Genomic DNA, 22,015 nt, shown 5'->3' on the forward strand with positions numbered 1-22,015 from the left:
GGAATTTAGTCCTGCACTGGAATTTACTTTTTCAATTCAGCCCACGCTCATTACAAGCGTGGTCTGTGTTTATGCCTTGTACAACAGGATACAGAGGATTTATTTCATATCCAGTTCCTTGAGTTTTAATTCATTTTCGGCACTCTTTTTATTGGTCATTTTAATTAGCATAAATGGTATAATTGCTAACAAAAAGATGACAGCCGGCCCAAAGTTAATGACACCGTTCATTTTAGACAATACACCTGCGCCCATCTCTGTATTTGCAACAAATCCGACGGCACCAAGGGCAAGGATTCCTACAGATCCCCCGACTGCGTTTCCAAGCTTCGTTGAGAAAGAAATACAGGAATAGATTACTCCGTCTGAACGGATGCCGGTCCGCAGCCAGGCGTCATCGATGATTTCTCCACTCATGGAGTAAACAACGGTTGTGATACAGTTGCTTGCACCGTAGAGGAAGTGAATAAAAATCAATATCGGGGCAGATACTTTTCCCGCAGCCAGGTACAATACTACACAGAGGACAGCAGAGAATACGCATGATATAGCCGCACAGATCTTTTTATCCACATACTTGAATAGTATAGGTGAATATAAAGAAGGCATTGCCATTCCGATAGAAATAGCAGTAGCACAGCCTGCAATCACGGTAACATCCTGAATGACATAGATGAAATAATAAGCCATAATGCCCAGACGACCCATAACTGCCGTTAATACAAGGAGCATACCAATCATAAGCATAATGGCGTTCCGATCCTGAAATGTCTGCTTGAAGGAATTAATCAAGTTTTTCCCTGTCCCAGAAACAGACTGTTTCTTTTCGTTTACATTGCCGATAAGCTCTTTGGAATAAATTCCACAGATCCAGAAGCAGGACAGGGAGACAACTGCAAATAATAATGCCGCGTAAAAATATCCATTTCCAGAAGATGTGGAGCCGTTTCCAAAGAAAAGGATAATTGGCATTGCAATGGCGTTGAGCAGCATGGCTGCCGCACTCATAAAAAAGTTAGAATAAGAAATGAGTACTACACGCTCGCCAACTTTCGTAGTCATGGAATTTACGATGGAGGCAGTGGAAATGTTAACTGCCGTATAAGCCATGCCGCAGAGTACATAAGTAACTGTGCACCAGGCGATTTTCCCGGGCATGGATATATCCAGATTCAGGAAGCACAGTGCGCTGAAAATTGCCAGTACAGGGGCTCCGAATAATATGTATGGCCGATAGCGCCCCCAGCGGCTCTTTGTGTTTTCTGCGATGGCACCGAACATAGGGTCATTGATAGCATCCCATATCCGAGCTCCCAGCATGATCATGGAAATGACCATAGGGGTAAGGCCTACAACATCGGTGTAGAATACAGTCAGGTAAGTACTGATCATCATCCATGAAAATTGTGAGCCGGCACCTCCCAATGCGTATGCAATCCGCCTTGGAATCGAATAACTTGCATCTGTTGATTTTTGCATCATGGTTTTCTTTTCTTCACTCATAATGAAATCTCCTTATTGTTTTATACTTTTGAGAGATGTCCCCGTGATATGCACCTTCTCTCTTCTTCCGAATGTACACGTTTTGTACATAACCCTATTCTACATCGTAAGCCGGCTTTTTACTTTCGTAAATCTTACTTCTCTAGCATACTTTTTTAACCGTTCAGAATCTATTTGAAAAAGTAAAAGGTCAAATTTTAGATTGTTAATATAGTGATTTTAACCTTGGGGAAAGATTGGCAAAATACAGCTACTTATATTGTGATATTCAAATTTTTTTGCTGTTCTATAATCTAAATTACAAATGTTATCTGAAAATACTTTCATAATTCTTAAAAAGTGCACAAAAAGAAAAGATTTTTTGTTTATATTCAACGAAAAAGAAATTTTTTCCTAAAAAGTATTGTAATTTACGGAGCGAATGATATGATGAAAATAAGTTACAACGAAACATTAAAAAAACAGAGAAAACAGAAGGAAAACAAAAGGATTCAAAAAGGAGGAAAACATGATGAAACCAGAAGAGTTAAAAGAAGCATTGAAAGGTATTTGCGCGATTGCAGTAACACCAATGACAGAAGACCGGCAGGTTGATTATGAGGGGATGAAAAAACATATTCGTTTTCTGAAGAGCAAGGGGATCAGCCGTGATAATCACTGTACACTGGTTGTCGGCGGAAGTACCGGTGAGTGCGGGGCGCTTACGATTCCCGAGAGAAAGAGGCTTATTGAGACTGCAGTTGCAGAGGCGGGGGAAGAACTGCCGATCATAGCAGGCTGTAACCACAGCAATATTGAAGACGTAAAAGATCTGATTTCTCATGCAGAACAGGCCGGCGCAGCCGGAGTAATGGTGCTTTCTCCTTATTATTACGTACCGACAGATGAAGCTGTCTTAAGATTCTATAAAGAGATTTCCAAAGGTACGAATATTGGAATCTTACTATATAACAACCTTGAGGTTACACATAAAGATGTACCGCTTGAAGTAATGGAGCAGTTGGTTGGCGCGTCAAATGTAGTAGGCATTAAAGAATGTACACCAAACTTTGCAAAGATGGAAAAGGTGGCGCGTAAAATCGGAGATAAGATCACGGTTATTAATGGACATGGGGAGTTTCTTGAACCATTTGCGGCGATTGCAGGTACAGCAGGTTTTATTTCCAGTACATCTAATTTTGCACCTGAAATTGCAGTGGAGATGTGGAAAGCCAGAAGTGTGGGGGATTATGTAAAAGCGAAGGCTATCCGCGACAGACTTACCCCGTATCTTGATCTGGCCGCTTCCGAGAGTGCGACAGGCGGTGAACCGGTAGTGCTTGCAATATTGAAACGGGCAGCTACACTTGTAGGTTCTAATTGTGGACCGGGCAGGATACCACTTCCGGAGATTGATGAAGTACTGGATGCCAAAATTAAGAGGATGCTGGAGGAAGTAGGATTAGTATAAAATAGAAATGAGGGAATATTTATGAAAAAGAGAATACTGGCATTGCTAGTTTGTGCTGCAATGGTTATTTCTATGACTGCATGCGGCGGATCATCAGACAAGAAGGCGGAAAAAGAAGAAGGCGGTTCTAAAGACGGCAAGACAGAATTAACTTTATTAAGACTGGGCGACCTGACAAAAGCAGAACCTATTTTCAAGCCGATTGTTGAAAGTTTTGAACAGGAGAATCCGGGTGTTAAGGTCAACTTTGAGGCGATGGCATGGGCAGAGGCTACAACAAAACTGAAACTTCTCGGTGCACAGGGCGATTTACCGGATGTGACATTTACAAATATAGCAAATGGATGGGATCTGGCTTCGGAAGGATATTTGATGGATTTGTCCGATATGTTGGCATCAGATGAAACAATGAGTGCTGAATTACCGCAGTCTGTTATTGATATTGCAACTACAGAAGATGGAAAGATGTACTGGGTACCCGCGGCTACAGGCGCTTTCGGACTCTGGTACAATAAAGATTTATATAAGCAGGCAGGACTCGACCCTGAAACGCCTCCGAAGACGGTGGAGGATATGGTGTCCTATGCCAAAACCATTACTGAGAAGACAGGCGTTCCCGGGTTAGGCTGGGGGATATCTGCAACAGAAGATTTCGCAAACGTAGTAGAAAGCTTTTATTCCAGCTATACAGGTACAGATATTTGGAGCGACAAGGACAAGTGTTTTACATTTGAAAAGGACGATAAGAACCGTAAGTTATTTGCGGAGGCTTTGGACGAATTAGCTGCCATTACAAACGATTATGGAATCACACAGGCGAATGTGATCGAATACAACCCTTATGCAATCAGGACGTTATTCAGAGACGGTGAAGTTGGTATGTATCTTGATGGTGTGTGGGCAGTGAAAGAACTGCTGGACGAGCTGAATAAAGGCGAAGAAAGTAAGTTTAATACAGGATTGTTCCCGGAAGGTCCGGCCGGTTCACATCCGATCATGGGCTGTGATGGCTGGGCAATTCCGGAGGCCTGCAAGAATAAGGATGAGGCGTGGAAACTGATCCAGCACCTGATGTCTTCCGATAACCAGACGAGACATGCTTCTCAGTGGGGGCTGCTTCCAATACTCGAATCAGAGAAAGGAAAGGAAGAGTTCTCAGGTGAATACTGGAATGCATTGGTAGAGCAGGAGCAGACAGTTGCTTCCAGACCGAAGGATAAAAATGTAGCCATGATTGAACAGGCAGTTGCAGACGGAGCGCAGGCAGCAGCTACGAGAAAGATGAGTGCCAACGAGGCGATTGATTATATGATTGAAACTGTAAACTCAAATTACAGCGATTAGTTATTTTATGATGGGCAGGATAACTGCCCATCAGTTTTAATAACATTTTTGGAAGGTGGCAGGTATATGAAACCAAAGAAAAAAAGAAATAAGCTGCCTTATATTTATCTGATACCGGCAGTTGTTATCATTGTTGCAATTTTCGCGATCCCCCTTTTCAATTTGTTATGGTATTCTTTTGCCAAGGTAGATTTGATCGGTAATTTCCGAGGATGGGTCGGGCTGAAAAACTATGAATACCTGCTCACCCCGGCGTTTGGAAAAACGTTGGTCAGGACTCTGATCTGGGTAGTATGCGGTATCGCCGGAATCTTTTTAGTGGGGACGACACTGGCGCTGGCCCTTAATAAACCGATACCGGGAAGAGGTTTTTTCCGTACAGTTGTTATTATTCCCTGGGTCATACCGCATGTGTTCGCAGGCACGATGTGGAGCTGGGTGCTGAATTCTTCAAATGGGATTGTAAATACCATTCTTCTGAGTCTGGGGATTATAAATCAGCCGATTAGTTTTCTGGGGGCGGACCTTGCACTTGCTACGGTTATTTTTATCAGAATCTGGAAAGGTGTACCGTTCCTTGTTATGAGCCTCTTGTCTGCACTACAGACGATACCTTCTGAAGTGGAAGAGGCTGCAAGGCTTGATGGTGCTCTTGGTCTGAAATATTTTTGGCACATTACACTTCCGCTTTTGAAACCGGTCATGATTATGAGCGGTACCATTTTGATGGCGTGGTCATTCACGATCTTTGATCTGGTATATGTCATAACAGGAGGCGGTCCTTTAAATGTAACGGAACTGTTGAGTATTACCATATACAAAAAGGCATTTATCAATTCTGACTTAGGCGGTGCGGCGGCTATAGCAATCTTTACAATGATATTCGTGTCTATTATAGCATTCTTCCTTATGAGACATAACGCGAAGGAGGAGAATTAGATGATGAATATAAAGAAGCGTAAAAAGATAAAAAACTATGTCATCCGGTATTTTATTATAATTATGTGGGTAATCATTGCCCTTCTTCCAATTTATACAGCGGTAATGACTTCTTTAACCCCATTTGAAAAACTGGGAGAAAAAATGTTGTATCCGAAGTACTTTCACTGGCAGAATTATGTGGAACTGGCCGGACAGACGCCGATGTGGGAGTACTTAAAGGCTTCCGTCATTTATGCCCTCGGTACCAGTATCTTTACAATAGTGATTTCAATTCTGGCAGCGTACGCGTTATCCAGATTTAAATTTAAATTCAGGGTAGCGTTTATGATGCTGATCGTCGCTATCCAGGTTATTCCACAGATCGTAATCGTAACGCCATTATATGGAATCTCTAATTCCACAGGTCTGTATGATACGTACATTGTTGTAATTCTGGCGATGGTGGCGTCTGCAATAGCAAATCCAATCCTATTGCTGAAAGGATTTTTTGACAGTATTTCAGTAAATCTGGAGGAGGCTGCGGCGGTTGACGGATGTACGAAAGTAATGGCGCTTGTGAAAATAATTTTACCGATTTCATTGCCAGCAGTGACAACTGCATTCGCGTTATCCTTCTTTACGGGGTGGGATGCCTATTTGTATCCAATGATTCTGACATCCTCGGCCGGGAAAGTTTCTATGACAGTCGGGTTATCCAGAATGGTTGATATTGTAACACCTTGGAACTGGATTATGGCAGGAACTGTGCTGGCTATCGTTCCACCAATCCTGATCTATCTGATGGCGCAGAAATATCTGATTGGGGGCCTGACGGCTGGCAGCGATAAATAGTGGCTATTGTGTGGAGTCGTGTTTATATGTAATCAGGGAACGAGAATAACAAAAAGGAGAGGAAAATATGGATGGAACAGGGATTTTAAAAATTGGTGTCAGCAGGTTCCTATATGGAAAAGGTGTGATTCAACAACTGCCGGACGAGATTTTGAGGTATGGAAGCAAGGCATTTATGGTTGGGGGGAAGACCACACTGCCCTTAGTCAGAGGTCTGGTAGATACACAGATGAGGGAGAAAAAGATTGCAGCAGTCTGGGTAATCATGGATGAACCAAATTCTGTTGATTTTGCAAAAAGGCTGGCAGCAGATGCAGGTAAAGAGAAGGCAGAGGTTATCGTAGCAATTGGCGGCGGTAAATGTATGGACCTGTGTAAAGTATTTTCAGATCTGGCCGGCCTGCCGCTTATAACAGTGCCGACATCTGTAGCTACATGTGCAGGGGCATCGGCTGTAAGTATTATGTATACAAAAGAAGAGGGGCGTTATGACTGTTCGATTCCGAAAGAAAAAGAAGTAGATTCGGTACTTGCGGATCTGGACATTATCGGGAAATCTCCGAAGCGGCTTTTTGCTTCCGGAATCATGGACTCAATAGCGAAGCTTCCCGAAATCGTAAATGGCAGAAAAGAGATGGATTACCCCGAGGTTACGATCTATAAATATATGGCATATGCGAACTCCAGATTTATATATAAGTTTCTAACGGAAAACGGATTAAAGGTGTACCAGAACCCAGAGGCAGATGAGAGACTCCTCACGGACCTTATGCTCATAAATCTGATTATTACATCTATGGTGAGCGGCTTCTCCAGCGGTTCCGATCAGCTTGCGGTTGCGCACGGGCTGTATGACGGGACGCGGATGTTCTTCCCGGAAGAATCAAAAGGGGCGCTGCACGGAGAGATTGTGGCAGTAGGGATTTTGATGCAGATGCGCTTTAATGGGGACCCGGAGGAGGAATACCAGAATATCCTTTCCATGATGAAAGAAATGAATATGCCTACAAAACTGAAGGATATAGGGGTCGAACCGACGGAAGGAAACGTGGCAAAACTAAGGGAATATAATATTATGAAAAATAATATTGTACATGAAGATGACCTGAAGCGGTTAAACCTTGCTTTTCAGGAAATTATCTGACATTGGAATATCATAATCGCTCAGGGAGGAATTTATATGGGAAACAAAATATTGGATGCGGTCAGAGGCGGCCTGATCGTTTCCTGTCAGGCATTAGAAGATGAACCTCTGCACAGTTCTTTTATTATGCAGAGGATGGCTGTTGCAGCTATGCAGGGAGGTGCGGCAGGAATTCGCGCCAATACGGTCGAAGATATCGTTCAAATTAAAGAAGTGGTAGATCTTCCTGTGATCGGGATTATAAAAAAAGTATACGGCGATTCAGATGTTTTCATTACACCTACTATGAAAGAGATTGATCAGTTAATGGTGATTCGTCCTGAGATTGTTGCACTCGACGGTACAGACAGAAGGAGACCCGGTAATATCAGTCTGGAAGATTTCTTTAAAGAAGTCAGGGAAAAATACAAAGACCAGTTATTTATGGCGGACTGTTCTACGCTGGAAGAAGGGGTTAGGGCAGCAGAATTAGGATTTGACCTTATCGGGACTACTTTGAGGGGGTATACAGAGTATACAAAGGATGTCCGCCTCCCGGATCTTGAGATGATGAGGACGCTGGTAGAAAAGGTAGAAAAACCGGTTATAGCAGAGGGAGGCATCTGGACGCCCAGACAGTTGAAAGCCGCATTAGATACGGGTGTTCTGGCTGCGGTAGTAGGAACGGCAATTACGCGGCCGATGGAAATTACGAAAAAATTTGTCGAGGTTTTATAAAGAGATAGCGGATCAGAATAAAAATTTATGAATAAAGTTGTTGTGCTGCACTGAGAACAGGGGTTAAAATGAGATTAAAACTTATGCGTTAAGCAAGATCATATGGGAGAGGTAGAAATATGAGCCAGGATAACTTTACAATGCAGATACGCTCGGCATATCCTCATTTAACAAAGGCGGAGAAAAAAGTTGCAGATTACATACTGGAGAAAGCTTCTGAAGTTCTGTACATGTCGATTACAGATCTGGCTGATGCGTGCAAAGTCGGGGAAACGACAGTATTTCGTTTTTGTAAAAGCTTGAAACTGCAGGGTTATCAGGAATTTAAGATTCAGCTCTCCCTTAGTATTCAGGATGAAGACAGGAATAAAGGCCAGGAAATTCTGACAGAAAACGTCAGTATGGAAGACAGCTTTCAGGTTATGTCCCAAAAACTTCTGAATTCGAATGTCAGTGTGCTTATGGAAACGCAGGCCCTGCTCGATTACGGGAAAATAGAAGAACTTACAGACAAGCTGATTCAGGCACGGAGGATCTTCTTCTTTGGTGTGGGGGCGAGCCAGATTATGGCGATGATGTCGGCAAATAAGTTCCTGAGGATTGTCAATAAAGTTTACTGCTATACAGATTCACACATGCAGACGATGGTGGCATCTACACTGACAGAGGATGATGTGGCAATCGTAATCTCTTACTCCGGTTCAACAAAAGATTCGATTTTAATTGCCAAACTGGCAAAGGCGGCAGGAGCCTATGTAGCAGATATTACAAGATTTGCAAAATCACCTCTTACGAATTATGCGGATGTTGTTTTACTGTGCGGCGCAAATGAGGGCCCCCTGCAGGGGGGCTCAACAACGGCTGTGATGAGCCAGATGTATATCATGGAGGTTGTTTATATCGAATACTATCGAAAAACATATGAATCCAGCTATGAGTATAATCAGAAAACTGCACAGTCTATCATAGATAAAATGTATTAGCAAACTGTGCCGGATACAAAAGAAGCCTCGAAGTAGACAACAGGATATTTTGAGGCATTTTTTGTATACCCGGATTTAGGAGGGATACAGTGAAAATTCTAGTTTGTATTAAACAGGTTCCCGGAACAACTTCTGTAGAAATCGATCCTGAGACGGGTGTCCTGAAGAGGGATGGCGTAGAATCAAAAATGAACCCATTTGATCTCTATGCGGTCGAACAGGCGCTTATCCTGCAGGAAAAGTACGGTGGAAATGTAGATGTAATTACAATGGGACCAGCCCAGGCAAAGGCGGTTCTCGAGGAAGCTATTTATATGGGGGCTGACAGAGGAATTTTGATCAGTGACCGGAAATTTGCCGGGGCTGATGTTGTTGCAACCAGTTATACACTCTCTCAGGGGATCAAAAAGGCAGGACAGTATGACCTGATTCTCTGCGGGAAGCAGACAACAGATGGAGATACAGCCCAGGTCGGACCGGAAACAGCGGAGTTCCTTGATATGGAGCATGTAACAAATGTAAAGGAGATATCAGCAGTCGAAGGTTATGAGGTTCTGGTGACGGAAAATCAAGAAAATTGTTTTAGAAAAATCCGTCTGAAAACGCCTTGCCTCCTGACAATTGAAAAAGATGTAAACTCTCCCAGACTGCCTTCTTATAAACGAAAGACGGAAATGAAAAACCCGGATATAGTTGAATTGTCGCTCTCAGATTTTGAGGATGTAAATGAAGAAAATTATGGGCTGCTGGGTTCTCCGACTCAGGTAGAGCGAATTTTCCCTCCCGAGAAGAATGAATCCAGACAGTTATTTGAAGGTCCGGGCAGGGAGCTTGGTGACCGGATATTTGAGATTTTGAAACTGAAGAAGTTTGTAGTTTAGGTGGATAACGGTTTTGCAAAGACTCAGGAGGATAAGATATGGGAGTTTTAAAAGTGCATCAGGACCGGGTAAATGAAGAAACGGCGGAGGAAATGTGCAAAATGTGCCCTTTCCATGCGATCACATATGAAGGTAAAAAGCTGGAAATCGGGGCCGGATGCCGGATGTGTAAAGCGTGTGTAAAGAAGGGGAGTTCAGGTGTCATTACATATGAGGAATTTCAGAGGCCGGAGATAGACAAAGATGCGTGGAAAGGAATTGTAGTATATGCTGAATGGGAGGATGACCGTATTCATCCTGTGACATTTGAACTGATCGGAAAGGCACGGGAGCTGGTGGAGGTAAACAGGCAGCCGGTATCGGTCCTTCTGATTGGGGACAAGCTGGGAAAAGCGGGGGAGGAACTCAGACATTACGGGGTTGACTGCATTTATACTTATGAGGATCAGAGATTCCTCGAATTTAAAGCATCTCTTTATGCCAATATTGTAGAGAACTTTGTGGAAAAAGTCCACCCATCAGTCATGCTGTTTGGAGCAACGATAAAAGGCAGGTCGCTGGCACCACGGATTGCGGCCAGATTCAGGACAGGACTGACAGCCGACTGTACATCGCTTGAAATGAAAAGCAACACAGATCTTGTACAGATCCGACCAGCCTTCGGAGGGAATATCATGGCGCAGATAAATACACCAAACTCCCGCCCGCAGCTATGTACCGTCCGGTACAAAGTGTTCACCGCGCCTGAGCGAAATGAGGGCGCAGATGGCATCATCAAGAGTATGGATATTCCGGAAGAGAAGATGAAATCAGGAATAGAAGTACTTCACAGAGTTGAAAAACCCAGAGAGGTTGATCTTGCAGAGGCAGAGACAATTATAGCAGTCGGCCGGGGAATCCGGACCCAGAGTGACCTTCTCATGGTGAAAGAGCTTGCGGGCCTGCTGAATGCACAGGTGGCATGTACAAGACCACTGATTGAAGCAGGATGGTTTGATGCCAGACATCAGATCGGATTAAGCGGGAGGACCGTAAAACCGAAACTGCTGATAACTCTGGGCATTTCAGGTTCTGTTCAATTTGTCGCGGGAATGAGGGCGGCAGAGTGTATCATTGCGGTGAATACGGATAAGCATGCAGGTATTTTTGATGTAGCCCATTACGGATTTGCAGGAGATCTGTATGAAGTGCTCCCGGTATTACTGAGACAATTGAAAGGCGGTGCGAAATGAAGTTAAACGAGGAACAGCTCATTTATTTAAAAAGGCTGATAGAGCCAGCAAGAATACAGACAGGAAAAGAGATCGGAGAAGACTACAGTCATGATGAGCTGGGAGGTATCACCGCGTATCCGGATGTTCTTATAAAAGTGATATCGACAGAAGAAGTTTCAAAAATCATGACATATGCATATAAACAGGATATTCCCGTTGTAGTCAGGGGCGCAGGGACCGGACTTGTAGGTGCGGCAGTAGCCGTATGCGGGGGGATCATGATCGAGACAACCTTGATGAATCATGTGCTAGAACTGGATGAAGAGAATCTCACAGTGACGGTTGAACCCGGTGTCCTTTTGATGGAACTGGCACAGTTTGCAGAGGAACACAGTTTTCTGTATCCGCCTGATCCAGGGGAAAAGTCGGCGACTATAGGGGGAAATATAAGTACAAACGCCGGAGGAATGCGGGCGGTGAAGTATGGTGTTACAAGAGATTATGTAAGAGGACTGACGGTGGTGCTTCCCAATGGGAAAGTAGAGAAATTTGGCGGCAAAATAGTAAAGAATAGTTCGGGGTACAGCTTAAAAGATCTGATCGTCGGCTCGGAGGGTACGCTTGGTATCATTACAGAGGCGATTTTGAAATTAGTGCCTTTACCAAACAAAAGTGTAAGTTTACTGGTTCCCTATGAAAAAATAGAAAATGCGATCGAAACAGTACCAAAGATTATCAAATTAAAAACGACTCCCACGGCTATTGAATTTATGGAGAGAAATGTCCTGCTTTTTGCGGAAGAATTTCTGGGAAGAAAGTTTCCGGATACAAAAAGTGAAGCTTACCTTCTGCTTACCTTCGACGGTAGTTCTTCTGTGCAGGTTGAGTCAGAATACGAGACAGTAGCACAGTATTGTCTGGAGCATGGAGCCAGAGATGTCTTTATTGTAGACACGCCGGAGCGCAGAGACGCGGTATGGTCTGCAAGGGGGGCTTTTCTAGAAGCGATCAAAGCATCAACTACGGAGATGGATGAGTGTGATGTGGTGGTGCCGAGAAATTGTGTGGCCGAATTTATACTATTTACCCACAGCCTTTCTAAGAAATTCAATATCAGGATTCCCAGTTTCGGGCATGCGGGAGACGGCAACCTGCATATCTATATCTGCCGGGACCGGCTTGCAGAACAAGAGTGGAAATGTACTTTGTCAGAAGTTTTCGCGGAAATGTACGAAAAGGCGTTAAAACTGGGAGGAGCGGTTTCGGGCGAACACGGCGTCGGATATGCGAAGAAAAAATATCTCAGGGAACAGGTGGGAGATGAACAGATACGGCTGATGCGGGAGATAAAACGCGTATTCGATCCAAAAGGACTGCTCAACCCACAGAAAGTAATCTGAGGGTAAAAAACGTAAATAAATATTTTCCGGCTTCCCTTGACATTTTGTCAGCAGTTTGCTACTATTAAAATAATTTAAGAGACTGGGTTGTTACTCCAAGAAGGCAAAACCAGATTTTCCGGGTATAGAGGGTTTCTCTATACTCTGGGAGTCTGGTTTTTTTATTCCTTTTTGGCAGAATTTGGTTTTGCTGTATGAAAGAACTTTCTAAATGATAACCCGTGTGTCTTTTTCCGATAACTGACTTGTGGAAAGTGTACCGCCCGGTATATAATAAAGCCAGCAATGAGGTAAAAAATAAGTGATAGTGGAGGAAAAAAACTATGAGAATCATCGAAACAAAGGATTACGCAGACATGAGCAGAAAGGCAGCGAATCTGATTGCAGCACAGGTTACTATGAAACCTGATTGTGTATTGGGGCTTGCAACAGGATCTTCACCAATTGGTACATATGACCGGCTGGTAGAGATGTATGAGCAGGGAGACCTTGATTTTTCAGGAATTTCCACTGTAAATCTGGATGAATATAAAGGACTGGACCGCGAGAATGACCAGAGCTACTACTATTTTATGCATGAGCACCTGTTTGACCGGGTGAACATCAATGCAGAGCGCACAAATGTGCCGAACGGGATGGAGCCTGATTCTGACAAAGAATGTGCGGGATATGAAGAACTGATCGCATCATTAGGCGGCGTTGACCTCCAGCTTCTCGGACTGGGCCACAATGGCCACATTGGATTTAATGAGCCGGCGGAAGTGTTTGACAAAATAACTCACTGTGTAAATCTGACAGAGAGTACGATCGAGGCAAATAAAAGATTCTTTGCGTCAGCGGATGATGTTCCGAGACAGGCGTATACTATGGGTATTGGGACAATTATGCGGGCTAAAAAGGTTCTTTTGGTTGTCAGCGGAGAAGATAAGGCCGATATCGTGGCAAAGGCATTCTTCGGCGATGTGACACCGGCGGTTCCGGCATCCATCCTGCAGATGCATCCTGATGTAACGATTGTTGCTGATGCAGCAGCATTATCAAAAATCCCGAGATAGTCTGGCATAAGTCATAGAACTGCTTCAGGGATAGAAAGAAGGTTTTTGAATTATGATAATTAAAAATGTACAGGTTTTCGGAGAAGACAAGACATTTACTCCCGGTGAGGTAGTGATCAGCGGAGATGTTTTTGCGGCTTCTGCGGAAAATGACAATGAAGTGATTGACGGAGAAGGCTGTTTTGCCATTCCGGGACTCGTGGACATTCATTTCCACGGCTGTGTCGGGGATGATTTCTGCGATGCCAGTCTGGATGCTGTCAAACATATGGCGGAATATGAGGCGTCTATCGGTGTGACCTCCATATGTCCGGCAACGATGACGCTCCCTGAGGCTGAGCTTCATGAGATCATGAAGACGGCGGCGGCATATGAAGGCGGCAGCGGTGCAAAACTGGTCGGCATCAATATGGAAGGCCCGTTTATCAGCGCCAAGAAAAAAGGTGCCCAGGCGGCCGATCATATCCGCAATTGTGACACTGCACTCTATCGCAAACTTCAGGAGGAGTCCGGCGGCTTGATTAAGCTGGTAGACATTGCACCGGAGAATGAAGGTGCAATGGAGTTTATCGAGGAAGTAAAAGATGAAACCGTGATCTCAATCGCACATACGACGGCAGATTATGATACAGCGTCCGAGGCGCTTATGAAAGGTGCAAGCCATATTACGCACTTATATAATGCAATGCCCCCTCTTAACCACCGTGATCCGGGCGTTATCGGGGCGGCACGGGATGATGAGGACTGCCATGTAGAGCTGATCTGTGACGGCATCCATATCCATCCGTCTGTTGTACGCGCTACATTTGCTATGTTTGGAGCAGACAGGGTCATCCTGATCAGCGACAGTATGCGTGCGACAGGGCTGACGGACGGCCAGTATACGCTTGGCGGTCAGGATGTATTTGTAAAGGGCGCAAAGGCTACACTGAAAGACGGCACGATCGCCGGCTCTGCAACGAACCTGATGGGCTGCCTGAAAGTGGCAGTGGAGCAGATGGAGATTCCGCTCGAGGATGCCGTTGCATGTGCGACCATGAATCCTGCGAAGGAAATCGGAATTTACGATTCCTGCGGAAGTATTACACCAGGAAAAGCAGCAGACCTCGTTCTTTTAGATAAAGAACTGAATGTGAAAGCTGTTTATGTAAATGGGAGAAAACAAGCATGAATTTTGTCCGAAAACATCAAAAAGCAGTCTTTATAATCGGACTGGCGGTTATCCTTCTTTGTACGCTGGCATACTGGCAGCGCCAGTCGACGCTGTCCAGTGCGACGGCTACGAAGCTGAAAGATGAGCCGAGGAAGGGTGAGGCGGTTGTATCAACGTTTTACTACGACCAGCTCACCCGGAAGGAAGCCGCGGTTTATGACATGATGAAGAGCAGGCTCGACAATATGGAAGGCGGGGTTGTAGAATTCCCGGAAGCCATGAGCGGACCTGAATATCTCCGTGTTACGACTGCATTGGAAGATGAGGGATACAATTATTTTTACGGATTTTATGATATTCCGATGACAGAAGATGATGTCTATGTGAAGTATAAAAATACGGACCTGACGACTATCAAAGAAAAGAAGATAACAAAGGCCATCCTGTTCCTTTCCTGCGCGGAAGGGATCAATGAAGCCGGTGATTATGACAAAGACGGCACCGTGAAGAACCTGTCTGAGATTCAGGACGGACTGGCAATAAATTCCGAAGACAAAGTGGAAGGGATTGTAAAAGTCCAGAATGAGACCGAAGAAATACTCTCTCAGATTATGGAGAAGCTTCCGCCAGATTACGGTGAGAAAAAGGCGGTGGATTATTTCCTGAAATGGCTGGATGAGAATATGTCCGTAGCTGTGGGCATCGGTGAGGACGCACTGGATTTCTCCAGTATGGAGGATGTATTTGAAGGAGCGTATATATACAACAACCTGTCGGCTGTAACGGAACATAAGGCGACCTCACTGGGATATGCGAAGATTCTGTCAGAACTGTGCGGCCGTGCGGGCATGGAGTCACATATCGTGCTCGGGATATGGGGAAAGAGCAGTATGAATCAGGAAGGGTATGTATTCTGTGCCATCCAGATGAACGGACAGACCATCTACGTGGATGCCAGCGCTGCCAAAGGCAGTGACCTGGGAGGGCAGCAGTACCTGACCCAGCAGGAGGCAAAGAACCACCTGAAGTTTGTGGAATATTTTGAATACTAGATCTGTATGAGTAATTTGGTAATATTGTACGAAAATATTAAAAAAAAATAAACATTATAACCAAATTATAAACTGTTTCGCTGATAGAGGTTGACTTTGGACACTAATTTTGTTATAGTCTATTCATCAAGTTAATACCAATGGATTGTTACTGTAAGGCAGGCAAAACCAGATTTTATAAGCAAGGCGTACTACGCCATGCTTATAGAATTTGGTTTTTTTATTTCATAGGAATGAAGGATAATTATGGTAATTGAAAAGATTATTAACAATAACATAGTTTCAGCCTTCGACGAAACAGGCAGGGAAGTTGTGATCATGGGACGCGGCATCGGCTTCGGGACAAAGCCGGGAAGAGAAGTGGCACAGCAGAAGATTGAAAAGATCTTCAAGATCAAGAGCCAGAGTCTGGCGGAGCAGTTCAAAGAACTGCTGGCGAATATGCCTCTGGAACATGCGCAGATATCTAATGATATCATTTCCTACGCGAAGAGCCATTTAAAGCTGAAGCTGAACCAGAGCATATATGTGACCCTGACAGACCATATTAATTTTGCGATTGAGAGGTACAGTCAGGGGATTAAACCGGAGAATGCACTTCTCTGGGAGATAAAGCGTTTTTACCAGCAGGAGTACCAGTTAGGGAAATATGCGGTTGATATTATCTGGGAGAGGCTGCACATCGCGCTTCCGGATGATGAGGCAGGATTTATAGCACTTCATTTCGTGAATGCGGAGTATGGGACTGATATCCGGGATGCACTGAATTTCCCGAATCTGATGAAAGACATTCTGGATATTGTAAAGAGTGAGCTGGGAATCGAATTCGATGAAGGTTCCCTGCATTATGAGCGGTTTGTGACACATGTGAAGTTCCTGCTCCAGAGAGTGTACCGGAAGGAGCTTCTTCCGAATGAGGAGAATGAACTCGCCGAGATGATGCAGATGAAATATCCGAAAGAGTATGCATGCAGCAGACAGGTGGCAAAATATATAGAGGATGCTACTAATAGTAAGATATCCGGGGAAGAGATCATGTATCTCTCGATTCATATCCGGAGAGTGACAATGGTGGAGAACGAAAAATAAAAGGAGGAGAAGACATGTTCGATTTTTTAAAGAAAAAAAGCAAAAAACATCTGCTCGGGGCACCGGCAGCAGGAAAGGCGGTATCAATCAAAGAGGTAAACGACCCGACTTTCAGTGAGGAGATTCTGGGAAAAGGAGTCGCTGTCATTCCGTCAGAAGGAAAGATTTATGCACCGGCAGACGGTGAGATTGGAATGGTATTTGATACGCTTCATGCAGTGAGCATGACGACTGATTACGGCGCAGAAGTGCTGATCCATGTAGGACTGGATACCGTAAAGATGAACGGGGAAGGTTTTGAAGGACACGTGAAGGCAGGAGATAAGGTGAAAAAAGGCGACCTTCTTCTGACCGTTGACCTGGAAAAAGTGAAAGCGGCCGGATATGATATCATAACTCCAATGCTGATCTGCAATACAGGAGACTATGCCGCTGTGGAAGCAATGGCCGGTAAGGATGTAACTGCCGGGGATGATGTACTTTCTGTGGAAGAGAAATAAGGTTACTGGTTCAATGTATTTTAGCCGGCAGTGTACCGGTTTAAAATAAATAAAGGGATTAATAGTCAAAAGGATTCGAGAAGGAGGAAAAATATGAAATATTTACAAAGATTAGGTAAATCCTTGATGCTCCCGGTTGCTTGTCTCCCGGTTGCAGCTATTTTACAGGGTATAGGTTACTGGATTGACCCGACAGGATGGGGCGCTAACAGCGTTGTTGCAGCATTCCTGCTCAAAGCAGGCGGTGTTCTGATTGACCAGATGGCGATTTTGTTTGCGATTGGTGTAGCAGTTGGTATGGCAGATGACAATGACGGTACCGCAGGACTTGCAGGACTTGTATCATGGCTGATGACTACAACGATTCTGTCACCTGCAGTTGTTTCTATGCTCTTAAAGATCGAAGTAGATGCAGTTGACCCTGCATTCTCAAAGATCCAGACACAGTTTATCGGTATCCTCTGCGGTATTATCGCAGCAGGCTGCTATAACAAGTTCAAGAGCACGAAGCTTCCAGATGCATTCTCATTCTTCAGTGGAAAGAGATGTGTTGCGATTGTAACAGCAGGAGCATCTATTGTATCATCTTTAGTTCTGTTCTTTGCTTGGCCGGTTATTTACAAGGCGCTGATTTCATTTGGCGAGATGATCATGAACCTCGGCGCGATTGGAGCTGGATTATACGGATTCTTTAACAGACTCCTGATTCCGTTCGGTCTGCACCACGCACTGAACTCTGTATTCTGGTTCGACGTTGCAGGTATCAATGATATCGGTAAATTCTGGGGCAACATGGACGGCGGTATCCTTGGACAGACAGGTATGTACATGTCCGGATTCTTCCCGGTAATGATGTTTGGTCTTCCGGCAGCAGCGCTGGCAATGTACCATACAGCAAAAGAAAACAAGAAGAAAATTGCAGCAGGTCTGTTATTCTCAGCAGCGATTGCATCATTCTTCAACGGTGTTACAGAGCCTTTGGAATTCTCATTCATGTTCCTTGCTCCGGCACTTTACGGTATCCATGCAGTACTGACAGGTATTTCATTAGCAGTTGTGGCAATCCTGCCTGTGAGGGCTGGTTTCAACTTCAGTGCAGGTCTTGTTGACTGGATCCTGAGTTTCAAGGCTCCGTTTGCAGAGAACCCACTGCTTTTGATTCCGATTGGTGTCGTAGTTGGAATTATTTACTATGTCATATTCAGATTTGTTATTGTTAAATTCAACCTGAAGACACCGGGCAGAGAAGATGACGATATGGATGAAACACAGGTACAGCTGGCAAATGATGACTTCACGGCTATCGCTGAGATCATTCTGGAAGGTGTCGGCGGTAAAGAAAATGTTTCAAGTGTTGACAACTGTATTACAAGACTTCGTCTTGAAATCAAAGATTACACAGCAGTAGATGAAAAGAAGATCAAATCAGCAGGTGTTGCAGGCGTTATCAGACCTAGCAAGACAGCTGTACAGGTCATCATTGGAACGAAAGTTCAGTTTGTTGCTGACGAATTTAAAAAACTCTGTAAATAAACAGAGCCAAATATAATCCCTTTTCTGAAAAGACCGCGTTAAGCGGTCTTTTTGGAATCACGGAGTAAGGAGCAGGAAATGAAATATATACTGGAGGCATGCGTTGACAGTGTACAGTCAGCGATAGAGGCGCAGAAAGGCGGGGCGGACCGGGTAGAATTATGCGGGAACCTGATTATTGGGGGGACATCCCCGGGGAAGGCTTTGTTTCAGCAGGTGAGAAAGTATACTGACCTGAAGATCAGGGTGCTTCTGCGGCCGCGGTTCGGTGATTTCTGTTATGATGATTATGAATTCGCCATGATGCAGGAAGACACCCAGATGTACAGGGAACTGGGGGCGGACGGGCTTGTCACCGGAATCCTGACTCCTGACGGGACACTGAATATGCAGCAGATGAAGGCACTGGCTGACACGGCAGGGAAGATGGATGTTGCACTCCACCGCGCCTTTGATGTCAGCTGGGACCCGTTTGTGACTCTGGAACAGGCTGTTTCTCTGGGGCTTAAGACCATACTGACAAGCGGAATGAAAAACAGTGCATGGGAAGGCCGCGACCTGCTGAAAAGTCTCGTGAATGAGAGTGACGGGCGGATAGAGATTATGGCCGGCGCCGGGATCAGTCCGGAAGTAATCAGAGAACTCGTGCCATATACCGGTGTGACTGCCTGCCATATGTCTGGAAAAATTGTCAGGGACAGCAGAATGGAATTTCGGAGAGAAGGCGTCAGCATGGGATTTCCCGGTTTCAGTGAATATGAGATATGGGAGACTTCGGTGGAGAACATAAAAGAGGCCGTGCGGGTATTGGGTGAGTTGTAAAAAAATTTTGATTTTACTCCTTGACAAAAAGCAGGGAATAAGATAAGATTTCAGCGTAAGCAGCCATATATAGGATGCATCAATCCACAGGCAGATTCAGATGCCGGATTGAAAGATTGAATACTGGAAAAGCGTTGAAGAGAACAAGTAGTAATAATGCGGAGAAAACAGAAAGCAGCCGGCTGATGAGAGGCGCATGACACGGTTATTTACGAATACATCTCCAAGCTTCACACCGAACGCCGGACGGCGGTCCTTACAGGCCGGCAGGAAGCAAGTAGGCTGTGACGGAATGGTACACGTTAACGTACTGAGTGATTAAGCATGATAAAGCGGTTTATGTCCCGTGTTTACCTGCCAGATACACTCACTGAGGCAGACGGTGCGAATTGTCTGCGAATGAAGGTGGTACCACGAGTTTATGAGCCCTCGTCCTTTCAGGATAGGGGCTCTTTTTGTATACAGATGTTCAGGTGTGAAAAATTATGAAAAGAAAGAAGGATGAAGACAATGACACTCTACGAAGAATTACAGGCCAGAGGGCTGATTGCCCAGGTCACAGACGAAAAGCTGATTGCTGATTTAATCAATAACGGGAAGGCGACATTCTATATCGGGTTTGACCCGACAGCGGACAGCCTCCATGTAGGACATTTCATGGCACTGTGCCTGATGAAGCGTCTTCAGATGGCGGGGAATAAGCCAATCGCGCTGATTGGCGGAGGAACAGGCATGATCGGTGACCCTTCAGGGAGATCCGATATGCGCCAGATGATGACGATGGAGACAATACAGCACAACTGTGACTGCTTCAAAAAGCAGATGAGCAATTTTATTGATTTTTCAGAAGGCAAGGCGCTTATGGTCAACAATGCTGACTGGCTGCTGGATCTGAATTATGTCGATGTTCTGCGTGAAGTTGGTTCCCATTTCAGCGTGAACCGTATGCTTTCAGCCGAATGCTACAAGCAGAGGATGGAAAAGGGACTGACCTTCCTTGAGTTTAATTACATGATCATGCAGGCATACGACTTTTACGCATTATACCAGAACTATGGCTGTAACCTGCAGTTCGGCGGTGATGACCAGTGGGGCAACATGCTTGCCGGAACGGAGCTGATCCGCAGAAAGCTTGGAAAAGATGCAAGCGCCATGACAATTACCCTCCTCCTGAATTCAGAAGGAAAGAAGATGGGAAAGACACAGTCTGGTGCAGTGTGGCTTGATCCTGAGAAGACATCACCTTTTGACTTTTACCAGTACTGGAGAAACATCGGAGATGCAGACGTCCTGAAATGTATCCGTATGCTGACCTTCCTTCCTCTGGAAGAGATTAATGAGATGGATAACTGGGAGGGAAGCCAGCTGAACAAAGCGAAAGAAATTCTGGCATATGAACTGACCCAGATGGTTCACGGAGAGGAAGAAGCGAAGAAAGCACAGGAGAGTGCAAGAGCACTGTTCAGTCAGGGAAATGCTGCAGAAATGCCTACGGCAGAGCTGACAGACGACGATATGACAGACGGTTCCATTGACATCCTGACACTGCTCTTAAAGAGCGGACTCGTTCCTTCTAAATCAGAGGCAAGACGTGCCGTAGAGCAGGGCGGCGTCGCTGTGGACGGAGAAAAAGTGTCAGATATCCATGCTGCATTTGCAAGAGATTCCTTTACCGGGGACGGTGCTGTTTTGAAAAAAGGTAAGAAGAATTTCCGTAAAGTTGTGATAAAATAGAGTCAGGTACAGTAACTTTATTATAGCGGATGTCCGGAGTGGTGCAAAAGCAGTTAAAACATAGTACTTTCCCGGAAGGTCCGTTTAATGAAACAGGAGGAAATGAATATGGGATTTAAAGAAATATCTGTGGAAGAACTTCAGTTTAATCCGTTTACCAAGATCGGAAAAGAATGGATGCTCGTAACGGCAGGAGATGAGACCAGCCATAATACAATGACGGCAAGCTGGGGCGGCGTTGGTGTCATGTGGGGAAAGAACGTAGTCAGCGTTTATATCCGTCCGCAGAGATACACAAAGGAATTTGTGGATGCCAATGACACATTTACACTTTCCTTTTACGATGAGGCCTACAAAAAAGCACTTGGCATCTGCGGAAGCAAGTCCGGCCGCGACTACGATAAGGAAGCGGAGGCAGGTCTGACACCATATTATGTAGACGGAACGACTGCTTTCGAAGAAGCAAATATGATACTGGTGTGTAAGAAACAGTATCATCAGGATATGGCTGCAGAACATTTTGATGAAAAAGAAAACGATGAAAAGTGCTATCCCCAGAAGGATTACCATACCATGTATATGGCGGAGATTGTAAAAGTTCTTGTAAAAGAATAGTTATTTTGCCGGAGGCCAGACAGGGCTTCCGGCAAATTTCATCTTCGGCCCCT

Annotated in this window: 20 protein-coding genes; 19 read left to right on the plus strand and 1 reads right to left on the minus strand. The window is 44.8% G+C overall.

Going from position 1 to position 22,015, the window contains the following annotated elements:
- Positions 1–99: 99 nt before the first annotated feature.
- Positions 100–1,503 carry a glycoside-pentoside-hexuronide (GPH):cation symporter gene (locus DWX43_RS24135; RefSeq protein ID WP_118622406.1) on the minus strand — a complete coding sequence of 468 codons (1,404 nt, stop codon included), beginning with the start codon at positions 1,501–1,503 and terminating at the stop codon, positions 100–102.
- Positions 1,504–2,011: 508 nt separating this feature from the next.
- Between DWX43_RS24135 and DWX43_RS24140 the strand changes: the two genes are divergently transcribed.
- The 19 genes from DWX43_RS24140 (at position 2,012) to DWX43_RS24230 (ending at position 21,962) form a co-directional block, all read left to right on the plus strand.
- Positions 2,012–2,953, plus strand: coding sequence for a dihydrodipicolinate synthase family protein (locus tag DWX43_RS24140; RefSeq protein WP_118622408.1), 942 nt, complete (start codon positions 2,012–2,014; stop codon positions 2,951–2,953).
- 21 nt (positions 2,954–2,974) lie between these two features.
- A complete protein-coding gene (locus DWX43_RS24145; protein WP_109730212.1) occupies positions 2,975–4,297 on the plus strand; it encodes a sugar ABC transporter substrate-binding protein in 1,323 nt (440 codons plus the stop codon).
- 66 nt (positions 4,298–4,363) lie between these two features.
- Entirely contained in the window at positions 4,364–5,236 is an 873-nt protein-coding gene (locus DWX43_RS24150; protein WP_109730213.1) for a sugar ABC transporter permease, read from the plus strand.
- A complete protein-coding gene (locus DWX43_RS24155; RefSeq protein WP_109730214.1) occupies positions 5,237–6,070 on the plus strand; it encodes a carbohydrate ABC transporter permease in 834 nt (277 codons plus the stop codon).
- Between the two features lie 67 nt (positions 6,071–6,137).
- Entirely contained in the window at positions 6,138–7,214 is a 1,077-nt protein-coding gene (locus DWX43_RS24160; protein WP_118622410.1) for an iron-containing alcohol dehydrogenase, read from the plus strand.
- Between the two features lie 36 nt (positions 7,215–7,250).
- Positions 7,251–7,931, plus strand: a complete 681-nt coding sequence (locus DWX43_RS24165; protein ID WP_109730216.1) for an N-acetylmannosamine-6-phosphate 2-epimerase — start codon at positions 7,251–7,253, stop codon at positions 7,929–7,931.
- Positions 7,932–8,050: 119 nt separating this feature from the next.
- On the plus strand, positions 8,051–8,914 hold the full coding sequence (locus DWX43_RS24170) for a MurR/RpiR family transcriptional regulator (protein ID WP_109730217.1): 864 nt from the start codon (positions 8,051–8,053) through the stop codon (positions 8,912–8,914).
- Between the two features lie 89 nt (positions 8,915–9,003).
- Positions 9,004–9,795, plus strand: coding sequence for an electron transfer flavoprotein subunit beta/FixA family protein (locus tag DWX43_RS24175; protein ID WP_109730218.1), 792 nt, complete (start codon positions 9,004–9,006; stop codon positions 9,793–9,795).
- A 38-nt stretch (positions 9,796–9,833) separates the two neighbouring features.
- Complete coding sequence (locus DWX43_RS24180; protein WP_118622412.1) at positions 9,834–11,027, plus strand: electron transfer flavoprotein subunit alpha/FixB family protein; 1,194 nt, start codon at positions 9,834–9,836, stop codon at positions 11,025–11,027.
- On the plus strand, positions 11,024–12,409 hold the full coding sequence (locus DWX43_RS24185; protein ID WP_118622414.1) for an FAD-binding oxidoreductase: 1,386 nt from the start codon (positions 11,024–11,026) through the stop codon (positions 12,407–12,409). Before DWX43_RS24180 ends, DWX43_RS24185 begins: the two co-directional genes overlap by 4 nt.
- Before the next feature lie 323 nt (positions 12,410–12,732).
- Positions 12,733–13,464, plus strand: a complete 732-nt coding sequence (gene nagB / locus DWX43_RS24190; RefSeq protein ID WP_109733933.1) for a glucosamine-6-phosphate deaminase — start codon at positions 12,733–12,735, stop codon at positions 13,462–13,464.
- A gap of 52 nt (positions 13,465–13,516) precedes the next feature.
- Positions 13,517–14,635, plus strand: coding sequence for an N-acetylglucosamine-6-phosphate deacetylase (gene nagA / locus DWX43_RS24195; protein WP_109733934.1), 1,119 nt, complete (start codon positions 13,517–13,519; stop codon positions 14,633–14,635).
- Positions 14,632–15,669, plus strand: a complete 1,038-nt coding sequence (locus DWX43_RS24200) for a hypothetical protein (RefSeq protein ID WP_118622416.1) — start codon at positions 14,632–14,634, stop codon at positions 15,667–15,669. The genes nagA and DWX43_RS24200 overlap by 4 nt, the downstream gene beginning before the upstream one ends.
- A gap of 246 nt (positions 15,670–15,915) precedes the next feature.
- Positions 15,916–16,758: a PRD domain-containing protein gene (locus DWX43_RS24205; protein ID WP_109733936.1), complete on the plus strand. Its 843-nt coding sequence runs from the start codon at positions 15,916–15,918 to the stop codon at positions 16,756–16,758.
- Between the two features lie 14 nt (positions 16,759–16,772).
- Complete coding sequence (locus tag DWX43_RS24210; RefSeq protein WP_118622418.1) at positions 16,773–17,258, plus strand: PTS glucose transporter subunit IIA; 486 nt, start codon at positions 16,773–16,775, stop codon at positions 17,256–17,258.
- A 93-nt stretch (positions 17,259–17,351) separates the two neighbouring features.
- Positions 17,352–18,791: an N-acetylglucosamine-specific PTS transporter subunit IIBC gene (nagE, locus tag DWX43_RS24215; RefSeq protein WP_118622420.1), complete on the plus strand. Its 1,440-nt coding sequence runs from the start codon at positions 17,352–17,354 to the stop codon at positions 18,789–18,791.
- A gap of 78 nt (positions 18,792–18,869) precedes the next feature.
- Positions 18,870–19,613, plus strand: a complete 744-nt coding sequence (locus tag DWX43_RS24220) for a copper homeostasis protein CutC (RefSeq protein ID WP_118622422.1) — start codon at positions 18,870–18,872, stop codon at positions 19,611–19,613.
- A gap of 510 nt (positions 19,614–20,123) precedes the next feature.
- On the plus strand, positions 20,124–21,347 hold the full coding sequence (gene tyrS / locus DWX43_RS24225; RefSeq protein ID WP_109733963.1) for a tyrosine--tRNA ligase: 1,224 nt from the start codon (positions 20,124–20,126) through the stop codon (positions 21,345–21,347).
- A 108-nt stretch (positions 21,348–21,455) separates the two neighbouring features.
- Complete coding sequence (locus tag DWX43_RS24230) at positions 21,456–21,962, plus strand: flavin reductase (protein ID WP_118622492.1); 507 nt, start codon at positions 21,456–21,458, stop codon at positions 21,960–21,962.
- Positions 21,963–22,015 lie beyond the last annotated feature (53 nt).

This window comes from Clostridium sp. AF19-22AC (assembly GCF_003479085.1).
In the GTDB taxonomy this organism is placed as follows: domain Bacteria; phylum Bacillota; class Clostridia; order Lachnospirales; family Lachnospiraceae; genus Faecalicatena_A; species Faecalicatena_A orotica.